The following is a 19,635-nucleotide window of genomic DNA, read 5'->3' as shown; positions in this document are numbered from 1 at the left end:
TGTCGGAACGCTCAGGTCCAGCGTGCAGCGTCCTTGTCGTCACAATCCCTGGCTTCGACCCAGCCGCTCGCATCACCGGCGACGAGGTGTTCCTTTTTCCAGAAAGGTGCACGTGTCTTGAGGTAGTCCATGAGGAAGTCGGCGGCCTCGAAGGCCGCACGGCGGTGCGAGGAGGCGGCGATCACGAGGACGATGTTGTCTCCGGGCGGTATCTTGCCGAAGCGGTGTATGACGGTGAGGCCCGTCAGGGGCCAGCGTTCGATCGCCTGCTCGCAAATGCGGGTCAGTTCGGCTTCCGCCATGCCGGGGTAGTGCTCAAGCTCAAGCGCGCTCAAGGTCCCGGCCTCGTCGCGGCAGAGCCCCGTGAACGTCACAAGCGCTCCGACGTCCTTGCGGCCGTCCGTAAGCCGCCGGGCTTCGTCCTGGGCGCTGAAATCGTCGGCCTGAACCACTATCCTCGGCGTGACCGGCATGTTCATCCACCCGTCATCGGTGGGAAGAAGGCAACTTCGCGGGCGCTTCCGAGTTCCGCATCCGTCTCCACATGCTCCTGGTCAAGCGCGACCCGGATCGCGTCCTCTTCCTCGAATGCGGAGGCGTGATACTCGTCGATCCCCTTGAGATGCAAAATCAGATCGGCAACGGTTTTCACGTCAGCCGGAAGGTCCAGGGTTTCTTCTTCCTTGCCGACACGTTCCCGCACCCAGGCAAAATAGCGAATGTTCATGCGACCTCTTACTGCGCAGCCTTTGCGGCAATTGAAATCACCGGCCTACTCGGTGATGAGATGACCGATGCCGGCACGGAAATAGTCGTACCCGGTATATAGCGTAAGTGTGGCGGCGAGCCAAAGCGCGATCAGCCCTGTCAACGTCGTGTAGGGGAAGATGGTATCGCCGGCCGGCCCGGCAAGCAGAAAGGCAATGGCGACGAGCTGGACCGTCGTCTTCCACTTGGCGAGCTTTGTCACCGGAACGCTGACCTGCAGTTCGGCCAGAAACTCCCTCAGGCCGGAGACCAGGATTTCGCGGCACAAGATGATGATCGCAGCCACCAGCGACCAGCCTCCGATCGTGCCGTCCGCAGCAAGCATCAGGAGCGAAACGGAAACGAGCAGCTTGTCGGCGATCGGATCGAGCATGCGCCCGAGAGCGGATTGCTGCTGCCAAGCGCGGGCAAGGTAACCGTCGAAAAAGTCCGTAATCGCAGCAACGATGAATATGCCGAGTGCGATCCAGCGCGGGGTCGTTCCCTCGAAGTAAAAACAGAACGCGACCGCCGGCACAGCCAGAATGCGCCCATAGGTCAAAAGGTTGGGCAGGCTAAGGGCTACGTTACGTTTCATGTCGGCTTTCAATTCAGGGACAGTCCGGGCCACCGCGACGGCACAATTCGGTTCGGGCGCCGGTCAGCCAATTCAGTCTGATCCGGTTCGCACATTGCCTTCGATTAGCATTTCTGCGCTGCTTGCCTCAATCGAATATTCGGTCACCCTGCTGATCGATCATCATTTTCGCCTTGCGGATCATCTCGTTGGCGGCATCGGCTTCGCCCGGCATCACGTCGGCGCGTATGAACCGGTGCGATTTGGTTTCTTCGCCGACCTGCTTTTCGATCCGGCCGGCGACCTGCCACTGGCCGCCCGAGGACTGCGGCTCCGCGATGATCTGAAAGCCTTCGTGGTCAACGATGGTGGCTTTTGCCGAACTCGTGGCCTGCCCCCCCTCGGAAGACCCGAAAAGGGATTTGAACATTTTGCCGAGCATAACGCCCACTCCTTACTGTTTGTTCCCTTTTAGGGGGAGCGGCAGAGGGCATCAAGGGGGACAGCTTTACGATTTCGTCATGCGCGGAAGGCTGCCTGTCCAGGTGCCGGGTTCCAGCAGGGGTCATACGTCCCGTTTTCCCTGCAAGCCGCCGGGCTGGAGCGGCATCGGTGACCTGACGCGTGGCGACAGATGTCTCAGGTCAGCAGCAGGGACCAGAAAATGATCGCCATGCCGGCGCTGCCTGCAAGGATCCGGTAAAGGGGATTGCGGAATCCGATGATCGCGTAGGAGATCAGTGCCAGTCCAAGACCGATCTGAAGAGCGGCCAGAAGCGCGCCCAGCGGATTGCCTTCAAGCCGGATGAGCTCCGGATTGGCGATCATGGCGAGCGGAATGATGTAAAGGCCGATCCCGAGCGCCATCGCGGTGAGCGCAACTTTCAGCCAGTTCTCGTTGATCATGCCTGCGGCAATGAAGACCGCACCGCAGACAGGCGGCGTGATTGTCGAAAGCAGGGCGAACCAGAAAACGAACAGGTGCGCCTGCAGGGGCTCCAGACCCAGTTGAATGAGCGCCGGGCCGGCGACGGAAACGCAGATCACGTAGGCGGCGGTGGTCGGCACTTCCATTCCCAGAACCATGCAGGCAAGCGCGGTGAGGAACAGGGACGGCCAAAGCAGCCCGCCGGACCCGGACAGGATGAGTGAGGTGATTTTCACGCCGAGGCCCGTGATCGACAGGACACCGATGATGATCGATGCACAGACGATGATGGCGGCGATCATCGACACCTGCCGCGCCGAGCTGACCAGGGCCTTTTCGACCCGGGCCAGGCTATCCTTGAACGAGCCGAGCCCCCCGGCGTTGAAAAACAGCAGCAGAAAACTGGCGAGGATTGCCATCGACGCGGCGTATTGCGGTGTGAACCGGATCCAGAACATGCCGACAAGCAGGACCGTGAAGGGGATCAGGAAAAAGCAGGAGGTGATGAAGACATCCCGGCCCGAGGGCTGGTCCTCTTCGTCCAGCCCGGCGAGGTCGTGATGGCTGGCGTAAGCGTTGACGCCGATCCAGACCGCGAGAAAATACAAGATGGCGGGCAGAAGCGCCGCGGCCATGATGGATGTGTAGGGGACGCCGGTCAGTTCGACCATTACGAAGGCACCGGCCCCCATCAGGGGTGGCATGATCTGGCCGCCCGAAGAGGCGACGGCTTCAACGGCTGCCGCGAGGCGCTTGGGATAGCCGAGCCGTGTCATGGCGGGCAAGGTGATTGCACCGGTCGAGGCGACATTCGCCGACGCCGAGCCGGATATCGAACCGAAGAGCGCGGAAGACAGGACCGAGACCTTGGCGGCCCCGCCGTTCAGGCGTCCCGCGGCAGCCGAAGCGATGTTCATGAAGCCCTGACCGGCTTCACCGGCGTTCAGGACCGCACCGAAGATCACGAAGATCGCGACCACGTTCACCGAGACGCCCGTCAGGCTGCCCCAGATGCCGCCTTCGGCGATGGTCAATGTTCCGAGAAAACTTGCGATCGGCGTCCCGGAGTGACCGAATTCACCGGGGATATGCTGCCCGAACAGGCCGTAGAGCAGGGCCAGCAACGCCACAAGCGGAAGCGGCCAGCCAATTGCCCGCCGCGCGGCTTCCAGAACGACAAACAGCAGCAGGGCGGCAATCGCAAACTGAAGATCGCCTTCCAGAAATCCGTACTGATCCGACAGCCTGTCATGCGACACCGCCACCCAGATGCAGGCAAGGACCCCAAACACGCTCAGGACGATGCCGCTCACCCTTGAAAGCATGCCCTGTTTGGCTGCGATCAGGATCCATGGAAGCGCAAAGGCGAGGTGGAGCGGGCGGCTCACAAGGTTGGGAACGAGGCCCGAAAAGATCAAGGCGAGGTGAAACGCAACAAGACCGAGCGCTGCAGCGATGATCAATGGTCTCAAGACATTGTTCCCGGTGGAGGCAACATGCGCACGAAGAACCGGCGCGGCTGGTGAGGCTGGAAGGATGGGCTTCCGCGCGCGGGCGCGCAGAAGCTATGCGCAAAGGCGAGGAGTTACTGCTGCTCAGGCGTCAATTCAAACCCGGCTTCCTGGTAGTAGCGCAGGGCACCGGGATGGATCTTGCCGGTGATGTTGCCCATGAGGCCCTTGTCGACACCGTTCCACCAGGGAGCGGCGTTGCCCATGTCGGCCTTCTGCTCCCAGAAGGTTTTTGTCAGCTCGTAGGCCGCGTCGTCATCCATTGCGGTGGTGGTATAAGCCACGACCGGAAGTGAGGTGGTGACGATGTCCTCGGTCTGCCCTGCATAGGTGCCGGCCGGAATGACGAGCCTCGTCCTTTTGGTCTGCGTGATCTGGTCGTCGTTCAGGGAGATGACGTTCACGCCCGTTGACGCGGCGGCCTCGATCACGTTCGGGGCCGGGAAGGACCCGGCTGTGACGAAACCGTCGATCTGGCCGTTTTTCAGGGCCGCAACGGCATTGGAAAGTTCAACCTCGGCAAGGTCCACCTTGCCTTCAAGGCCGAACAGCTTGAGATATTTCTCGCCTTCGCGCGCCCCGAAGGAGCCCTTGCCGAGAAGGATGGTCTTGCCCTCCATGCCTGCGAAATCGGTCACGCCGCTGCCTTCGGACATGACGAAATGCATGGTGAGCGAGGGGATCGGGAACAGCGCCCGGATCTCGTCAAACTTGGGGTCCGACTTGCCCTCGAACATGGCCTTGCCGCCCTGCGCCAGTTTGACGAGCACAGGCGGTGTCGTGAACACGTAGTCGCCGCCGCGGGCTCTCACTTCCATGACGTTCTGGACCGAGCCCTGGCTTTCTTCCACCGTGACGATGATGTCGCCATCAGTGCCGGCCTTCATCGCTTCGGCGATCTGCACGGCCATCTGGTAATAGGAAGACGTCGACTTGGCGGATTTGTAGGTGATGCGCGTCTCGGCTGAAGCAACGCCGGACGCCAGTCCCATCGTGGCTGCGAGCGCAAGTGACAACAAGGTCTTCTTCATGGATTTCCTCCCTAAATGATTGTCTTTGATTTTGGCCGACCGACAGGCCGCCATATTTTGAAAATCTGGATCGTCTGACGGACCCCTGTCCCGATCTTTTTATGCCTCACGCTAGGTCACATCAAGGGCGGAGCGTAACCGGGTGGATCTAGGCCAGTTCCCGGCGGCTCCAGTGCTTGCGGCAGAGGGAGACGTAGGTCTCGTTGCCGCCGATCACGACCTGCTCGCCTTCTTCCACGATCCGGCCGTTGCCGTCGAGACGGGCAACCATGGTCGCCTTGCGGCCGCACCAGCAGATCGTCTTGATTTCCTTGAGGTTGTCGGCCACGGCCAGCAATGTGGCGCTGCCGGGGAAGAGTTTTCCCTGAAAGTCGGTGCGCAGACCGAAACACATCACGGGAATGCGCAGCTGGTCGGCAACGTTGGCCAGCTGCCAGACCTGTTCTTCGGTCAGAAACTGCGCCTCATCGACAAGGACGGCGTCGACAGGAGTCTTGGTGTGCACCTGTTCCACGTGCCTTAAAACATTGTCCTCGGCAGTGAAGATGTCGGCATCCGCGGCCAGACCGATCCGGGAGGCGATCCGTCCCTTGCCACCCCGGTCGTCAACGGCCGCGATCATGAGGAGGGCGTTCATGCCGCGTTCCTCATAGTTGTAGGCGGCCTGCAGCAGGACAGTGGATTTGCCGGCATTCATGGAAGAGTAGTTGAAATAGAGTTTGGCCATTCAGATCGTCTGAGAATCGGTTTGAAGTTCTCCGCAGTGTTCCCAATCCGCGTGGCGGGCTCAAACACTTTTGCCCTGAAGTCACAGGGAATGGGCAGGATCAGTTCGGTGCAGGCAGTTCGATTTCAATGATGAGCGGCAGGTGATCGGAGCCGACATGCGGTCCGGTTGATACGCCGAGCACCTTGATGCCGCCCGAAACGGCAAACTGGTCGACGGGAGCGCCCAAGATCCAGCGAAGGCGATGGTCGAAAAAGAACCGCGTCGTTCTCGGCCATCCCCCGGGATAGGCTGTCCGGAGATTGTTGTCGGCGAGTGTTCTCTGAAAACGCGCGGACCAGGGCGCACTGTTCCAGTCCCCGATAACGAGTATGGGACCTGCATCGCTATCCCGGAGGTCCCGGATGGACCTGTCGGCTTCCGCAAAATACCGCCTCTTGTTTTGCCAGCGGACTTCATTTCTGGGGCTGTCGGGATGAACCGAAACAAGGTTCAGCGGGCCGTTTGCCGTGTCCAGGGCGACCTCCAGAATTTCACGATCCGCGTCGTGGATGACACTGGCGCCCTCATGCAGATCACCCAGCACGACCTGGGACCTGGTTTGAAGGATGGGAAACCTTGAGTAGACGACCAGGCTTTCGGCCGATCCGACGGAAAAGAACTCCGGGAAACCGTTTTCCCCTGTGCTTCCGACAGGCAGTTCAAGCCGCTCCCAGCGGCGTTCCTGCAGCCACCACATCACCTCCTGCAACACGATGATGTCGGGACTTTCGCGTTCCAGAAAACGTGTCAGCCTCCGGTCACCCAGAAACATGCGCTCAACGTTGATGGAAACGATCTTGAGGGAAAGCCCGCTTTCGGCAGGCTCCTGGGTCTCGGCCGTGTTCTCCAGGGTCCGCATCGCGGTTGCCGCCGCCAGGCCGGAGAACGCGACCAGGGCAAGCCCGAACATCAGCCGATAGGTCCGGGCGAACCGGTGCGGCAACAGGAGGCCGAGAGCCGCCGCGCCACATCCCAGGAGTCCCGCGGCAAGAAACTGCCTCAAGAAGAAGCTCATGTTGTCCGTGAACCAGAAATCCGGTGCGACAAAGGCAGAGATGCCGAGCGCGCAGAAGACCAAAGCTGCGAGCGAGCCGCACCAGCAGATCAAGGACACAAGGGCAAGAAGAACGGACCAGCGGCGTTTGGAATTTGTAGAAGACATTCTGCTATCGGGCCCCTGGCACGGGTGCGGCTTGCCGCATTGATGGTTCTGCCGGTGGACAGGTCCGCGAACCTGTGGTCACTCATGAAAATGATCGTAGACCAGTTTCGCAATCGCTTCCGAGATTCCGGGGACTGACGCCAGGTCGTCCACACCAGCCTTCGAGACGGCCTTGGCCGTTCCGAAATGCTGGAGAAGCGCTTTCTTGCGGGTCGGGCCGATCCCGGCGATCTCGTCCAGGGGGTTCCTTGCGATATCCTTTTTCCGCCGTGCCCGGTGGCTGCCGATGGCAAACCGGTGGGCCTCGTCGCGAAGGCGCTGCGCGAAGTAGAGCACCGGATCGCGTTCCGGCAGCATGAAAGACTGCTTTCCGGGGATGAAGAATTTCTCGCGCCCGGCGTCGCGGTCCGGGCCCTTCGCGATCCCGACAAGGGGGACGTCCGAAATGCCGAGCTCCTCCAACGTCTCGCGGGCTGCGTTCAATTGCCCAAGTCCGCCGTCGATCAGAACCAGATCAGGCCAATCCGGCATGTCGGCGGTGCTTTCCGGAACATCCGCTTCCTCGCCGTTGTCGACATCCGAAGATTGGATTTCTGCGTCCGGGGGTTCCCGTCGGCTGCTTTCTTTCAGGAGGCGTGAAAACCGGCGTGTAAGAACCTCGCGCATCATGCCGTAGTCGTCGCCGGGAACGAGATCCCCGGACTTGATGTTGAACTTGCGGTACTGGCCCTTTGCGAAGCCTTCGGCACCCGCAACGATCATGCCGCCGACCGCATTGGTGCCCATGATGTGGGAGTTGTCGTAGACCTCGATGCGCCGTGGCGGTGCGCTCAGATCAAAGGCTTCCGACACACCCTTGAGCAGGCGGGCCTGGCTGGAAGTTTCCGCAAGACGCCGTCCGAGTGCTTCGCGTGCGTTGGTCAGTGCATGATCGACCAGTTCCTTCTTTTCGCCGCGTTTGGGAACGGCAACCTCCACCTTTCGGGTGGCGCGTTCGCTCAGTGCTTCGGCCAGCAGGTCCTGCTCGGCAAGTTCGTGCGACAGGAGGATCTGCTTCGGAGCCGGTTTGTCGTCGTAGAACTGGGCAAGAAAGCTCTCCAGCACTTCCGCTTCGCCGAACGTCTTGTCGGCCTTCGGAAAATAGGCCCGATTTCCCCAGTTCTGCCCGGTCCTGAAGAAGAAGACCTGGACGCAGGACTGTCCGCCTTCCTGGTGAATGGCGAAGACGTCCGCTTCCTGGACAGACTGCGGGTTGATGCCTTGGTGTGCCTGGACGTGGGACAGGGCGGATAGCCTGTCCCGGTAAATTGCCGCGCGCTCGAATTCCAGGTCGGCGGAAGCGGCTTCCATCTGCTCGGCAAGCTGTTTCTTGATCAGCTGGCTGCGCCCGGACAGGAAGGCCTTTGCCTCCGAGACAAGGCCGGCGTAGTCCTGCGGGTCGATCTCCCCCGTGCAGGGTCCGGCGCATCGCTTGATCTGATACTGCAGGCAGGGCCGGGACCTGTTCTCGTAATAGCTGTCCGAGCAGGTGCGGATCAGGAAGGCCTTCTGAAGCGCGTTGATTGTCCGGTCCACCGCGCCGGCGGAAGCAAACGGGCCGAAGTAGTCGCCCTTGCGTTTCCGGGCGCCCCTGTGCTTGACGATCGCCGCCGCCTCGTGGTCACCCGTCACCAGAATATAGGGGAACGACTTGTCGTCCCTGAGAAGGACATTGAATCGCGGCCGGAGCCGTTTGATCAGGTTGGCTTCCAGGAGAAGGGCTTCGGGTTCCGTCTTGGTGACCACGAATTCCATAGCCGCCGTCGACAGGATCATCCGCATGATCCGGTTGGACTGCCCCTGAAGGCGGGTGTAGCTGGTGACCCTTTTTTTCAGGCTTCTGGCCTTGCCGACGTAAAGCACCTCGCCGTTCTCGTCCAGCATCCGGTAGACGCCGGGACCGTTGGGCAAGCGCTTCACTTCGTTGGCGATGACCTCCACGCCCTTTTGCGTGCGGGCGGGGTCTTCCGTGGCCGTGTCGCCGTCAGCTTCTGGAGAATCGGATCTGTCCTGCATACCCGACATTTAAGCGTCATCGGCTCATTGGGAAAGAGGTATTCCCGTGCCGTGCGTGCCGGTTCCTGCCCTAAATGTCAGCTTGCGTGGCCGAGCATGTACACCGTGGTGATATAGAGGCCGTAGGCGGCCGTCATGGCAAGGCCGGAGATTTTGCCCAGACAGATGCGGAATGCGGAGAGAACGGCCAGCAGCACCGCACAGGCGAGCATGACCCAGACATCGAGTTTGAGAACCTCGGGCGGGACGTCGATCGGGACCACCACTGCCGTGATGCCGATGATCGCGAGCAGGTTGAAGATGTTCGAACCGATGACATTGCCGATCGCGACGGCGCCGTGCTGGCGAATGGCGGCCATGACCGTTGTCGCGAGTTCGGGAAGCGATGTTCCGAGCGCGATCACGGTCAGGCCGATCACGGCTTCGCTGACGCCCCAGTGGGACGCGATGTCGGTCGCGCCGGTAATGGTGAAATGCGCACCCAGCGGCAGTCCGACGAGACCGAGAACAATATAGACCAGCGCAATCCAGACGGAATCCGGAACGTCCTCGACATCGTCCAGCGTGTCGTCGTCGTCGATCTCCGCGTCGGCGACGGCAGCGCCGGCCGATGCGGCCGTAATTGTCTTCTGTTTCTTTCGATGGCGGCGGGCGGTGATCGTGGAGGCGGTCAGAAAAATCGCCAGAAGGACCAGAAGTACGATCCCGGCGAGCAGGCCGATCGGCGTGAAGAAGCACAGACCGATGAAGACGACGGTGACGGCAACCATGAACATGGCGTTGCGAGTCGCGCCGTCTTCTCCACACGGTGTGGCGGCAATGAGCGCCGGCATGCCGAGAACAAGGAGAACATTGGCGATGTTCGACCCGACCACATTACCGATCGCGATACCGCCGGCGTCTTCCATCGCGGCCTTGAGGGAGATGACCAGTTCCGGTGCCGATGTGCCGAATGCGACGATGGTCAACCCGATGACCAGATTCGGAATCCCCAGCCGCTGGGCGATACCCACAGAGCCCCTGACCAAGACATCGCCGGCAATAATCAGCACAACCAATCCGCCAGCGAGGCTAATATAGTCAAACAGCATCTACGAGTTCCGGTTCGGGTTTTTGTGGTCTGCGCGCACGGTTTCGGAGGGAGCGCGCAAATCACTTGGGCGCCTTATACGCAATAGATTGGTATGGGGAAACCCGGGGACAAGCATCTTTGTTCCGGTTTCATTGCAAATTGCAACTCGCTTAACGTCGTGTTCACCTTGACAGATTGTTGCCCCGATTTGTCATCAAAACTCCCAAATCTAAATCCTGATCCGCCACAAACGCTCCCCATATGTCCTTACCGGGGGAGTGAGGGCGCGGCATAACCGTCCCTTTTGCCTGGTCAAGGAACTTGGCCAGCTCAGTATGGATAGTATGGATCTGGAGTATCATTCATGAAACGTCTTGCGCTTGCAGGCCTGGCAGTGACTGCCGCAACAGTGGGAACCGCCCCGGTTCTGGCTGCGGACCTTCCCCAGGCTCCGGCCCCGGCCTATGAGGCGGTTCCGGCTCAGCAGCAGAGCATCGACTGGACCGGCATTTATGTCGGTGGCAATCTCGGCTGGTCATTCGGCAGTTTCGACAACCGGTTCGGCGGGACCAATCTCGATACCGATGCAAACGGTGTCGCGGGCGGTCTTTATACCGGCTACAACTACCAGGTCACGCCAAACGTCGTGGTTGGTGCGGAAGCGGACTTCACCCTGTCCGATCTGGAAGACAACAAGACCGCGGGCGGCGTGTCGCTGAAGTCCAAGTCGGACTGGAACTCGAACATCCGTGCCCGGATCGGTTACGCGTTCGACCGGTATCTGGTCTACGGGGCAGGTGGTCTGGCACTGGCGGATCTTGAAGTCTCGGGCAACGGCGACAAGGACAGCAAGACTGCGGTCGGCTGGACCCTCGGTGTCGGCGGTGAAGCGGCAATCACCAACAACGTGACCGCACGCCTCGACTATGCCTACCAAGATTTTGGCGATCAGGATTTCAACCTGAACGGGACAGGCGTGACGTCTGACTTCAGCAATCAACTCGTGCGCTTTGGTGTCGGATACAAGTTCTGATATCCGCCACAACCAAATACAAAAAGACCGGTCCCGGAAGGGGCCGGTTTTTTGTTACAAGTGGATACAAGCTTTTACGAAATTTGCCCCAAGTCCATGGTAAAACAGGGTCCCCGCGCCATATTGGGTGTCAGGATGGTGCCCCTGGCAGGCTGGCGGGACGGTTTGAGTGGAGAAGTGAATGCGGTTTTTGATGCGCGGACTTGTCGGTCTGGCATTGATGGCGATCATGTTGGGCTTCGCAGGGTTCGGAGCCTACAGGTTGTATGGCGCCATGACGGTCGAGGAGACCGCACGCGAGCGCCCGGCGCGTGAGCGCAGCTATACCGTCAATGTCGCGCAGCTTACTCCGCAGTCGATCAGCCCGGTGACGATTGCCTATGGCGAAATCGAAAGCTGGCGAACGCTGCAGCTCAGGGCCAGCTCGGAAGGGCGGCTCGTCGATGTCGCGAGCAAGTTCAGGGACGGCGCCGCCGTGGCAGAGGGCGAACTGCTGCTCAGGATCGACCCGGCGAACGCGGAGTTCCAGTTTCTCGACGCCGAAGCCGCACTTGCGGATGCCGAAGCGCAAAAGGCCGAGGCCGAAGAAGCGATCGTTGTCGCAGAACAGGAACTGGAAGCGGCGCGCCGACAGCTGGACTTGCGCAAACAGGCGCTGGAGCGGCAATCCCAGCTCAAGGACAAGGGTTACTCGACCGCTGTTCAGGTCGAAACGGAAGAACTGGCGGTCGCTTCGCTGGAACAGTCCCTGAACAACAGGCTGCAATCGGTTATCACCGCGCGCCGGCGGGTGGAGCGCATGGACCTGACGGTTCAACGCGCCACGCTGGCACTTGAGGATGCGGAGCGGGTGCTGCAGGAAACCACGCTGACGGCGCCGTTCTACGGGTATCTTGCTGAGGTGGATGCCACGCTTGGCCGCCGTGTCAGCCCGTCGGAAACCCTGGCGATGCTGATCGATCCCACGGCCCTGGAAGTGCAGTTCTCGCTGTCGACCGCGGAGTTTTCGCGTCTGCTCGATCAAAGCGGAAAGCTGGTCAAGGCACCCGTCACGGTCACGCTGCAGCTCGGCGGGAGATCCGTCGAGGTTCCCGGACGCATCGACAGGGCCGCCGCGATCGTCTCTGAAGGCGAAGCCGGAAGGACATTGTTCGCCGCGCTTGAGATCGAGGCCGGGACGGTTCTGCGACCGGGAGATTTCGTCAAGGTGGCGGTCGAAGAGCCGGAACTCACCAATGTTGTTGCAGTCCCTGCGGCGGCCGTGACGGAGGACGGCCGTCTTCTCATTGTCACGGAAGACGAACGCATTGACGAAATCACGACGCGCGTCCTGCGGCGCATGGGGAACGAAGTGCTGCTGGCGGATGTTCCGTTCGGGACCGACTATGTGCGTGAACGCCTTCCGCAACTCGGCAAGGGTCTGAAAGTGTCGCCGCGCCGCGGCGACGATGGCAAACCTGAAAGAGACGCGCCGGTCACGGCAAGCGCGCCGGAAGGTGCAGGCCAGCCTGCCGGTGACCTGGTTGCTCTTGACCCGGAAAGGCGCGCGGCGCTGATCGCGCAACTGACGAACTCGAACATGCCTGAAAACCGAAAGGCGCGACTGCTTGCGCTGTTGAACGAGCCCATGGTGCCCAAGGATCTGGTGGACCGGCTGGAACAGCGGCAGGGGCGCAAGGGTTAGGACCCGAGGGCAGGCCGGCGGTGCTTTTCCGCCCGCGCCGAGACTGGAGTGATTGAATGCGTTCTCCCGGCGGACCGCGATTTGCATCGTTTCTGGATTACATGGTGCGCCACCGGACGGCGGCGAACCTGCTTCTGGCCTTGATGCTTCTGGCCGGGATCGCAGCCGGATCCCAAATCAGGACGCAGTTCTTTCCCGATTTCGTGCGCGAGGAAGTCGATGTCGATATTTCCTGGCCGGGGGCCGGTCCGGACGATCTCGACCGCTCGGTGGTCGAGATCCTCGGCCCGCAGCTCCTGGCCATCAACGGCGTAGACGAGGCGACTTCGGTGTCGCGCGAAGGCCGCGCGTCGATCAATCTCGAATTCGAAGATGGCTGGGACATGGGCCAGGCGACGGACGAGGTCAAGGCCGCCGTCGACCAGGCGCGGTCCAGTCTGCCCGAAGGGATCGAGGAACCTGTCGTCAGCCGGGGCGTTTACAGGGACCGCGTAACGGATGTCGTGATCTACGGTCCCGTGGATATCGATCAGCTTGCACGGTTTGCCGAAGATCTGCAGACGGTGCTGTTCCGCGGCGGTGTCACCCGGGTGTCGATCCAGGGGCTGGCAAATCCGATCATCCGGATCAACGTGGGTGAGGGCATGCTGGTCCGGCACGACCTGACTTTGCGGGACGTTGCCGATGTCGTCGCGGCGGAAATGGAAACGACACCCGCAGGAGACGTCAGTGGCAGCGGCGCGCGGCTCAGAACCGGGCAGACCCGCCGCAGCGAACAGGAACTGGGGGAAATCGTCCTCAAGGCCCCGAGCCAGGGCGAAAAGCTGCAACTGCGTTCCGTAGCGGATATTGTCACCGAAGGTGTTGAAAGCGGCCGGGCCTACTATCACCGGGGCATGCCTGCCGTCGTGCTGCGGGTTGACCGGAGTGCCCAGGGAGACACGATTTCGATCCAGCGGTCGGTGGAGCGTATCACCGCCGAATTTCAAAAGACATTGCCCGAAGGCGTCGTGGTTCAGCTGACGCGAACGCGGTCGCAGAACATTATCGACCGGATGAATATCCTGATCGAAAACGGACTGTTCGGGCTCGGGCTGGTTCTTGCTTTCCTGTTCCTGTTTCTGTCCGCGCGTACGGCGTTCTGGGTCGCGGCGGGAATTCCAGTCGCCATGTTTGCGACCATCGGCCTGATGTATGCCTTCGGGCTGACACTCAACATGGTTTCGGTATTCGCACTGATCATATGCCTCGGCATCGTGGTCGATGATGCCATCGTGGTCGGGGAACACGCGGATTCGCTCCATCGGCGCGGGTATCCGCCGGCGGAAGCCGCAAGCCTCGCCGCGCGGCGCATGACGGCTCCGGTGTTCACGGCATCGATAACGACCCTGATCGCGTTTGTCGGCCTGATCGCAATTGGCGGACGTTTCGGTACGTTGATTGCCGACATACCGTTCACGGTGGCCGTGGTGCTGATCGCCAGTCTGGTGGAATGCTTCCTGATCCTGCCCGCGCACATGAACCACGCCCTTTCGGCCAGCAAGAAACAGCGCTGGTACGACATGCCGAACCGGGTCTTCAATCGCGGGTTCGTGTGGTTCAGGGAACAGGTCTTCCGCAGGTTCATCGACTGGATCCTGACAGTGCGCTACCCGGCGCTCGGGTTTGCGCTGATGGTGCTGCTTCTGTCCGTGTCGCTTTTTGTCGACGGCAGCGTCCGCTGGCGCTTCTTCAATGCGCCGGAACGGTCCGTCGTGTCCGCCAGCATCGCCATGATGCCCGGTGCGGACCGGGACGATACCAAGGCGATGATCGCGGAAATGGAGCGGGCGCTCGATGTCGTCAATCAGCGTTACGGAGAAGAATACGGCGATGAGCCGGTCCAGTTCGCGCTGTCGACCGTCGGTGGAACCGCCGGGCGGGGCCTGAGCGGCGCAGACAGCAAGGATGTCGACCAGCTGGGCGGCATCTCCATAGAACTGATCGACCCGGACCTGCGTCCCTATTCGGCGTTCAAATTCATTGGCGAATGGCGCAAGGAAATCAAGCGGCCGCCGCTGCTTGAAACCCTGGCCCTGCGCGGCGAGCGCTCGGGTCCGGGCGGCGATGCAATCGATGTCCGGCTCTACGGAACGTCGACGGAGAACCTGAAGGCGGCTGCGGAAAGCCTGAAACAGGCGCTTGCCCCGCTTGAAGGTGTCAGCGCTCTTGAAGATACGTTGGCCTATGACAAGCCGGAACTCAGTCTCAGCCTGACGCCCAAGGGGGAAGCTCTCGGCTTCAGCACCGACGATGTTGCGCGGATCCTGCGCAATCGCCTGGAGGGGATCGAGGTTGCGGAATTCCCGGTTGGCCGCCGCACCGCCAAGGTAAAGGTTCTGATGCCGGACGAGGAGACGGACGCCTCATTCCTCTACTCCACGCGCATACGCACCGAGGCAGGGACCTATGTCTCCCTGAGCGAGATCGTGCAGGCCGACAGCAGTTACGGGTTCGCGTCCATCAGAAGAAGCGACGGGTTGCGGACGCTGACAGTCAGCGGCGATGTTTCCGAAGACGATCCGGAAGCGGCTGCCCGGGTGACCGCCTTCCTGGAAAACGAGCTGCTGCCGCAACTGGCTGCAGAATTCGATGTCGAGAGCGAGATGGCGGGCCTTGCTGAACAGGAGAGATCCTTCCTGTCGGACGCCATGGTCGGCTTTGCGCTTTGCCTGGCCGGTATCTACCTGGTGCTGTGCTGGATTTTCGAATCCTGGACGCGGCCGCTGATGATCATGATCATCATTCCGTTCGGGTCGATCGGAATGCTTTGGGGGCACTACATTCACGGTGTGCCGCTGTCGATGTTCTCGGTCGTCGGCTTCATCGGCATGTCGGGGATCATCATCAACGACAGTATCGTGCTGGTGACCACGATCGATGAATATGCGCGCAACCATCCGTTCCGGCAGGCGCTCATCAATGGGGTCTGTGACAGACTGCGCGCCGTCGTCCTGACGACCGCAACGACCGTATTCGGCCTGGCACCACTGCTTTTTGAAACCAGCCGGCAGGCACAATTCCTGAAACCGACCGTGATCACCCTCTCTTACGGGTTGGGTGTCGGCCTGTTCCTGGTGATCCTGCTCGTTCCGGCACTGCTCGCCGTTCAGAGAGACTTCGGCCAGTCGGTATCAAGCGGACGCCGCCTGCTCAAGGCAAAGGGACGCCGTCCGCTGCAGGGAAAACACGGCGAAACGCCCACGCCTTAAGCTGACCTCGACACCGGCCTAGAGCATCACACGAAGGGCCGCTCTCCTTTGCCCGCTGACATCGTTGGATCGCACTTGTGGTGGGAAACACCACGGCGCGCAATCCGCCTCCTCAGCAGACAAAGGAGATCCGGTCAAATGGTGCACACTTATCGCCCGATGCTCTAGCGAAGCTCAACGGCAGCATTGTCCGGTACGGGTGCGGCCGGCTGACGCGTGTCGGTAAAGGCAGGCACAGCGGCCTCAAAGGCGGTCAGCCAGGCAACGAGTGCGGGATGGTTTTCCCTCCAGCCGTCGCCAAACCGCATGTCGAGATACCCGAGCGCGCAGGCCAGTGTCAGCGTGGCCGCGTTGACGTCATCGGCGGTTGCCGGAGCCGGCGGGGTGTTCGCTTCGAAGTGGGCAAGTCCACGGTCCACTTTCGAGCCCTGGTAAGCGTCCCAGGCCGGATCCCGATAGTTGGGCTGCTTGAAACGCTTTTCATACACACGCAGCAATGCGGCATCCATAATGCCGTCGGCAAGGGCCTGATCACGCAGGACAGTGAAACGGGCTTCGCCTTCCGGAAACAGCCTGTTGCCGCCGGCCAGGAAGTCCAGATATTCCAGGATCACGGCGCTGTCGTAGAGGACGTCGCCGTTCTCAAGAACAAGGGCGGGGATCTTGCCGAGCGGGTTCTGTCCACGAAGACTGTCGGCCGGATCGGCGGTGTTGGCTTCGACGATTTCGATCCGGTCTTTCAGGCCGAGCATCGCCGCTGCGATCTTGACTTTGCGTCCAAAGGGCGAGGGGGGCGATGAGCGAAGTTTCATCATGAAGTTACTCCTGATACTGGGACGGGTCCGCACCCGGGGGGTGTGACGCCCTGAGAAGGTCTTTTGCTATCGGCCGGGTGGTGGCACGGACAGGCTATCGGCGCGGCAGCCGCGGCGGTCGACATTCGGACAGGACCGGAAATCGAGGCTCTTGGTCAGACAGATCCGTATTTCGTCGAATTCGCCGCGGGAGCAGGTAACCGCCATGGCGCTTTCGTCAAGGCCCGGATTTGCCAGGCGAAAGGCCTTCTCCACTGTCTGGGGAGACGCCTTGCCCCGCTTCTGCAGTTTGGTGAACGCACCTGGTATCGAAATCTTTTCAAAGGCGCGCCGGGTCAGGTCGAAATAGTCCTCCGGATCGAGACCGGAACAGGTTCCGTGCTTGCGCCACTGATGAAAGACCAGCCCGTGACTGGGCATGATGTCCTCCATGCCGACCGCGATACGCCTGTCGATCCGCTTCGGGCCCCGGCAGGTCTGCGGATAGCCGCGCTCATATTGCGGCCAAAGACCATGCACGATGAAGCGAAAGGGATCGCGAACGTCGCATTGATGCGGGTTGGCGTCCACGCCTTCCTGCTTGCAGTGGGTCGGTGACCACGACAGGGAAAGCACGTAAAAATCGAAGTCGCCGGGCTCATCGGCGAAGCTTGCTGTCGACGCCAGAACCCAAATCAGAAAAGCCGTCAGGCCGGCCGCCCGGCTCAAAAGAGCCATGACGTCTGGCTCACTGTGGCTTTGTGGTTCTGCAGTGCGACCCGTAGACACGCCACTTGTCGAGTTCGGACAGGCAGGTTTCCACGTTCCAGCTCACACCGACGAAACCGGCATGTTCCTCGATCAGGTAATGCAGATGCTGGTGGGAGCCATCGGACATGTTGGCTGTTCCGGTGCAGTGGCGGCGTGCCAGCGGGCTGACCTCGTTCACCTTGAAGGCGATTTCGGTGATTTCCTCGATGCCGACGATCTTTCTGCCCTCGTAGTAGTCTGCATAAGCACGCGCGACAGATTTGCGAACGGCCTTCTGCACCGAGTTGGCCGTGCATTCCGGCAAGCGGTTCTTGCCGCTCAAGGAGAGGTAGGCGCGGTTTTCTTCCGCGACCGAGGGAACGGTGAGGAAGGCGCAGACAGCAAGACTGGACAGGATCAATCGGGCGAAACGGGCGATGTGCACGGCATGGTCTCCGAGAGGCAAACAGTGTGACAGACGATGGGGGAGGGAAGCCCCAAGGTCAAGGACTTGGTGCGCCAAAAGGACCAGAATATGCAGTTATTCGCCAATCAGTTGGGTCACGTCCCACCCTGAGCCGGGGCCTTGGTGCAAAACGTCATTGAACCAGGGCAGGAGTGTCCGCATCTCATCGGCGAGCGTAAACGGGGGATTGATGAGCGTCATTCCGGAGCCGAGCATCCTCGTATCGAGTCCGCTTTTGCCTGCCCGCAGTTCAACTGAAAGCAGATCCCGCACGCCGGACGCGGCATATGCGTCGTGCATTCGCTTTATCGATCGGGTGTCCTTCAACGGGTACCAGAGCGCATAGGTTCCGCTAGTCCACTTTTTCCAGGCCTTGAGAACCGCGCCGGTCATTCGTTCAAACTCGTCCGTGACCTCGAAGGCGGGGTCGATCAGCACAAAGCCCCTCTTTTCCTTCGGTGGCAGGAAGCTGCCCATGGCCAGCCATCCGTCCAGATGAATGGTCTTGACCTGGAAGTCGCCGGCAAAAAGATCCGACAGGGTTCGGAAATCCTCCGGGTGAAGCTCGGTGAGCGTCAGCCTGTCGGATTTGCGCATCAGGCGCCGTGCCAGCGCGGGCGAGCCCGGGTAGATCTCCAGTTGATCACCCGGGTTCAGATCCCGAACCACTTCCAACCAGGGGCGAAGCAGGGGCTCGACCACGTCCGGCATATCCGCCTGAAGCACCCTGGCGATGCCCTGCTGCCATTCTCCCGTCTTGCTCGTTTCCTCCGACGTCAGATCGTATTGGCCGATACCCGCGTGGGTATCCAGCATCCGGAACGGTTTGTCCTTGCGTTGAAAATAGGTGATCAGCCGAGCAAGCACCGCATGCTTGAGCACGTCGCCGATATTTCCCGCATGATAGGCATGTCTGTAGTTCATGTCGCTATTCCGGCCTGAAGAGGGTCAGCGCGCGGGTTCGGGATCGCGCCGCATGTAAATGACGGATGTCGCACCGTTGTCCGCCCTGCCGATTTCCTCGAAACCCAATCCGGTGTGAAATCGCAGCGAGCCGGGATTTGGCGGGCGTTCGTTGACCTCGCAGGTGAAACAGCGGCCCGTCCCCCGCATGTGATCAAAAAGCGTGGAATAAAGAGCGTCACCAATCTTCTTCCCGCGCTGGGTGTCATCGACGAAAATCCGGTCGGTGTAGGCGAACCGCTCGTACCTGTCGCTGAGCCAGCGGTAGTTCGGGCTCGCGTAGTCCGCGCCTTCTCCGAAGCAGAGGAGCATGCCGACCGGTGTGTCCTCGGCAAGTGCGACAAGACACAGAAGCGACTGGCCTATCAGGTCGAGCATTTCTTCGGCGCCGAGTTCGTTGACCGCCGGTACGGCCGCGTTGTTGAGAGATAGCAGAGCGCCGAGATCGCCGGGTTCGAACGGACGGATCGTTGCTGGAGAAACTGTCTGGGTCATGGCAAATGCATCCGGGCAGGCCCGACCTGCCGTATTCGTGGCCTGCCCTCATGGAGCGTTGGTACGTGCTGAAAAAGAACGAGCGCAGCCAAGCTGCGCTCGCTCAATACAGTATTGCCGGCCATGCGGCCTTATTCTTCTTCGGGCGATCCCGTTTCGGGTGCGGCGTCCTCGGCTTCTCCTGCCTCGGCACCTTCTTCGATCACCTGCAGGTTCACCGCCTTCGGGCCCTTGCCGCGACGATCCGGTTCGGTCTCGAACGAGATGCGCTGCCCGCTGTCAAGCGTCGCGAGCCCCGAGCGTTCCACCGCCGAGATGTGCACGAACACGTCCGCTTCGCCTTCATC

18 protein-coding genes and 1 pseudogene are annotated in these 19,635 nt (G+C 61.0%); 3 read left to right on the top strand and 16 right to left on the bottom strand.

The window, feature by feature from the left end; genetic code table 11:
• Positions 1–11 precede the first annotated feature (11 nt).
• The 10 genes from ACO07N_RS00095 to ACO07N_RS00050 form a co-directional block, all read right to left on the bottom strand.
• On the bottom strand, positions 12–473 hold the full coding sequence (locus ACO07N_RS00095) for a molybdenum cofactor biosynthesis protein MoaE (RefSeq protein WP_421979065.1): 462 nt from the start codon (positions 471–473) through the stop codon (positions 12–14).
• Positions 474–475: 2 nt separating this feature from the next.
• The gene (gene moaD / locus ACO07N_RS00090) at positions 476–727 is read right to left on the bottom strand and encodes a molybdopterin converting factor subunit 1 (protein ID WP_319383431.1); all 252 of its coding nucleotides are present in this window, start codon (positions 725–727) and stop codon (positions 476–478) included.
• A gap of 45 nt (positions 728–772) precedes the next feature.
• Positions 773–1,345 (bottom strand): CDP-diacylglycerol--glycerol-3-phosphate 3-phosphatidyltransferase, encoded by a 573-nt coding sequence (gene pgsA, locus ACO07N_RS00085; RefSeq protein ID WP_421979064.1) that lies wholly within the window; start codon positions 1,343–1,345, stop codon positions 773–775.
• A gap of 127 nt (positions 1,346–1,472) precedes the next feature.
• Positions 1,473–1,766 (bottom strand): HlyU family transcriptional regulator, encoded by a 294-nt coding sequence (locus ACO07N_RS00080; RefSeq protein ID WP_421979063.1) that lies wholly within the window; start codon positions 1,764–1,766, stop codon positions 1,473–1,475.
• 197 nt (positions 1,767–1,963) lie between these two features.
• A complete protein-coding gene (locus tag ACO07N_RS00075) occupies positions 1,964–3,724 on the bottom strand; it encodes a TRAP transporter permease (RefSeq protein ID WP_421979062.1) in 1,761 nt (586 codons plus the stop codon).
• 113 nt (positions 3,725–3,837) lie between these two features.
• Entirely contained in the window at positions 3,838–4,794 is a 957-nt protein-coding gene (locus ACO07N_RS00070) for a TAXI family TRAP transporter solute-binding subunit (RefSeq protein WP_421979061.1), read from the bottom strand.
• 148 nt (positions 4,795–4,942) lie between these two features.
• Entirely contained in the window at positions 4,943–5,521 is a 579-nt protein-coding gene (locus tag ACO07N_RS00065) for a thymidine kinase (protein WP_421979060.1), read from the bottom strand.
• 100 nt (positions 5,522–5,621) lie between these two features.
• On the bottom strand, positions 5,622–6,725 hold the full coding sequence (locus ACO07N_RS00060) for an endonuclease/exonuclease/phosphatase family protein (RefSeq protein ID WP_421979059.1): 1,104 nt from the start codon (positions 6,723–6,725) through the stop codon (positions 5,622–5,624).
• Positions 6,726–6,803: 78 nt separating this feature from the next.
• Positions 6,804–8,789 carry an excinuclease ABC subunit UvrC gene (uvrC, locus tag ACO07N_RS00055; protein ID WP_421979058.1) on the bottom strand — a complete coding sequence of 662 codons (1,986 nt, stop codon included), beginning with the start codon at positions 8,787–8,789 and terminating at the stop codon, positions 6,804–6,806.
• 68 nt (positions 8,790–8,857) lie between these two features.
• Positions 8,858–9,871, bottom strand: coding sequence for a calcium/sodium antiporter (locus ACO07N_RS00050; RefSeq protein WP_421979057.1), 1,014 nt, complete (start codon positions 9,869–9,871; stop codon positions 8,858–8,860).
• Between the two features lie 345 nt (positions 9,872–10,216).
• On the opposite strand from ACO07N_RS00050, the gene ACO07N_RS00045 reads away from it, so the two are divergent.
• The 3 genes from ACO07N_RS00045 (at position 10,217) to ACO07N_RS00035 (ending at position 15,820) form a co-directional block, all read left to right on the top strand.
• Entirely contained in the window at positions 10,217–10,885 is a 669-nt protein-coding gene (locus ACO07N_RS00045; protein WP_421979056.1) for an outer membrane protein, read from the top strand.
• A 181-nt stretch (positions 10,886–11,066) separates the two neighbouring features.
• The gene (locus ACO07N_RS00040) at positions 11,067–12,569 is read left to right on the top strand and encodes an efflux RND transporter periplasmic adaptor subunit (RefSeq protein WP_421979055.1); all 1,503 of its coding nucleotides are present in this window, start codon (positions 11,067–11,069) and stop codon (positions 12,567–12,569) included.
• A 56-nt stretch (positions 12,570–12,625) separates the two neighbouring features.
• Positions 12,626–15,820, top strand: coding sequence for an efflux RND transporter permease subunit (locus tag ACO07N_RS00035; protein ID WP_421979054.1), 3,195 nt, complete (start codon positions 12,626–12,628; stop codon positions 15,818–15,820).
• A 164-nt stretch (positions 15,821–15,984) separates the two neighbouring features.
• Here the strand turns inward: ACO07N_RS00035 and ACO07N_RS00030 are convergent, their stop codons facing one another.
• From ACO07N_RS00030 to ACO07N_RS00005, 6 genes and pseudogenes are all read right to left on the bottom strand, one after another.
• Positions 15,985–16,635, bottom strand: a complete 651-nt coding sequence (locus ACO07N_RS00030) for a glutathione S-transferase family protein (protein ID WP_421979053.1) — start codon at positions 16,633–16,635, stop codon at positions 15,985–15,987.
• Between the two features lie 66 nt (positions 16,636–16,701).
• On the bottom strand, positions 16,702–17,352 hold the full coding sequence (locus ACO07N_RS00025; protein WP_421979052.1) for a ribonuclease T2 family protein: 651 nt from the start codon (positions 17,350–17,352) through the stop codon (positions 16,702–16,704).
• Between the two features lie 10 nt (positions 17,353–17,362).
• The gene (locus ACO07N_RS00020; protein ID WP_421979051.1) at positions 17,363–17,809 is read right to left on the bottom strand and encodes a cytoplasmic protein; all 447 of its coding nucleotides are present in this window, start codon (positions 17,807–17,809) and stop codon (positions 17,363–17,365) included.
• 96 nt (positions 17,810–17,905) lie between these two features.
• The gene (locus tag ACO07N_RS00015) at positions 17,906–18,754 is read right to left on the bottom strand and encodes a 23S rRNA (adenine(2030)-N(6))-methyltransferase RlmJ (RefSeq protein WP_421979050.1); all 849 of its coding nucleotides are present in this window, start codon (positions 18,752–18,754) and stop codon (positions 17,906–17,908) included.
• A gap of 24 nt (positions 18,755–18,778) precedes the next feature.
• Positions 18,779–19,288, bottom strand: coding sequence for a GNAT family N-acetyltransferase (locus ACO07N_RS00010; protein WP_421979049.1), 510 nt, complete (start codon positions 19,286–19,288; stop codon positions 18,779–18,781).
• 203 nt (positions 19,289–19,491) lie between these two features.
• Positions 19,492–19,635, bottom strand: a pseudogene (locus ACO07N_RS00005) (cold-shock protein); the annotation flags it as partial.

The sequence above is a fragment of the Roseibium sp. genome (assembly GCF_965229775.1).
Taxonomy (GTDB): Bacteria; Pseudomonadota; Alphaproteobacteria; order Rhizobiales; family Stappiaceae; genus Roseibium.
Note: the sequence above shows the minus strand (reverse complement) of the source record. Positions and strands in the feature narration are given on the sequence as shown.

Bases quoted from the DNA above. Each gene is read 5' to 3' on its own strand.
- moaD (WP_319383431.1), bottom strand. From the start codon at position 727: ATGAACATTCGCTATTTTGCCTGGGTGCGGGAACGTGTCGGCAAGGAA.
- ACO07N_RS00025 (WP_421979052.1), bottom strand. From the start codon at position 17,352: ATGGCTCTTTTGAGCCGGGCGGCCGGCCTGACGGCTTTTCTGATTTGG.
- ACO07N_RS00070 (WP_421979061.1), bottom strand. From the start codon at position 4,794: ATGAAGAAGACCTTGTTGTCACTTGCGCTCGCAGCCACGATGGGACTG.
- pgsA (WP_421979064.1), bottom strand. From the start codon at position 1,345: ATGAAACGTAACGTAGCCCTTAGCCTGCCCAACCTTTTGACCTATGGG.
- ACO07N_RS00045 (WP_421979056.1), top strand. From the start codon at position 10,217: ATGAAACGTCTTGCGCTTGCAGGCCTGGCAGTGACTGCCGCAACAGTG.
- ACO07N_RS00010 (WP_421979049.1), bottom strand. From the start codon at position 19,288: ATGACCCAGACAGTTTCTCCAGCAACGATCCGTCCGTTCGAACCCGGC.
- ACO07N_RS00050 (WP_421979057.1), bottom strand. From the start codon at position 9,871: ATGCTGTTTGACTATATTAGCCTCGCTGGCGGATTGGTTGTGCTGATT.
- ACO07N_RS00015 (WP_421979050.1), bottom strand. From the start codon at position 18,754: ATGAACTACAGACATGCCTATCATGCGGGAAATATCGGCGACGTGCTC.
- ACO07N_RS00095 (WP_421979065.1), bottom strand. From the start codon at position 473: ATGCCGGTCACGCCGAGGATAGTGGTTCAGGCCGACGATTTCAGCGCC.
- ACO07N_RS00035 (WP_421979054.1), top strand. From the start codon at position 12,626: ATGCGTTCTCCCGGCGGACCGCGATTTGCATCGTTTCTGGATTACATG.
- ACO07N_RS00040 (WP_421979055.1), top strand. From the start codon at position 11,067: ATGCGGTTTTTGATGCGCGGACTTGTCGGTCTGGCATTGATGGCGATC.
- ACO07N_RS00030 (WP_421979053.1), bottom strand. From the start codon at position 16,635: ATGATGAAACTTCGCTCATCGCCCCCCTCGCCCTTTGGACGCAAAGTC.
- uvrC (WP_421979058.1), bottom strand. From the start codon at position 8,789: ATGTCGGGTATGCAGGACAGATCCGATTCTCCAGAAGCTGACGGCGAC.
- ACO07N_RS00065 (WP_421979060.1), bottom strand. From the start codon at position 5,521: ATGGCCAAACTCTATTTCAACTACTCTTCCATGAATGCCGGCAAATCC.
- ACO07N_RS00080 (WP_421979063.1), bottom strand. From the start codon at position 1,766: ATGCTCGGCAAAATGTTCAAATCCCTTTTCGGGTCTTCCGAGGGGGGG.
- ACO07N_RS00060 (WP_421979059.1), bottom strand. From the start codon at position 6,725: ATGTCTTCTACAAATTCCAAACGCCGCTGGTCCGTTCTTCTTGCCCTT.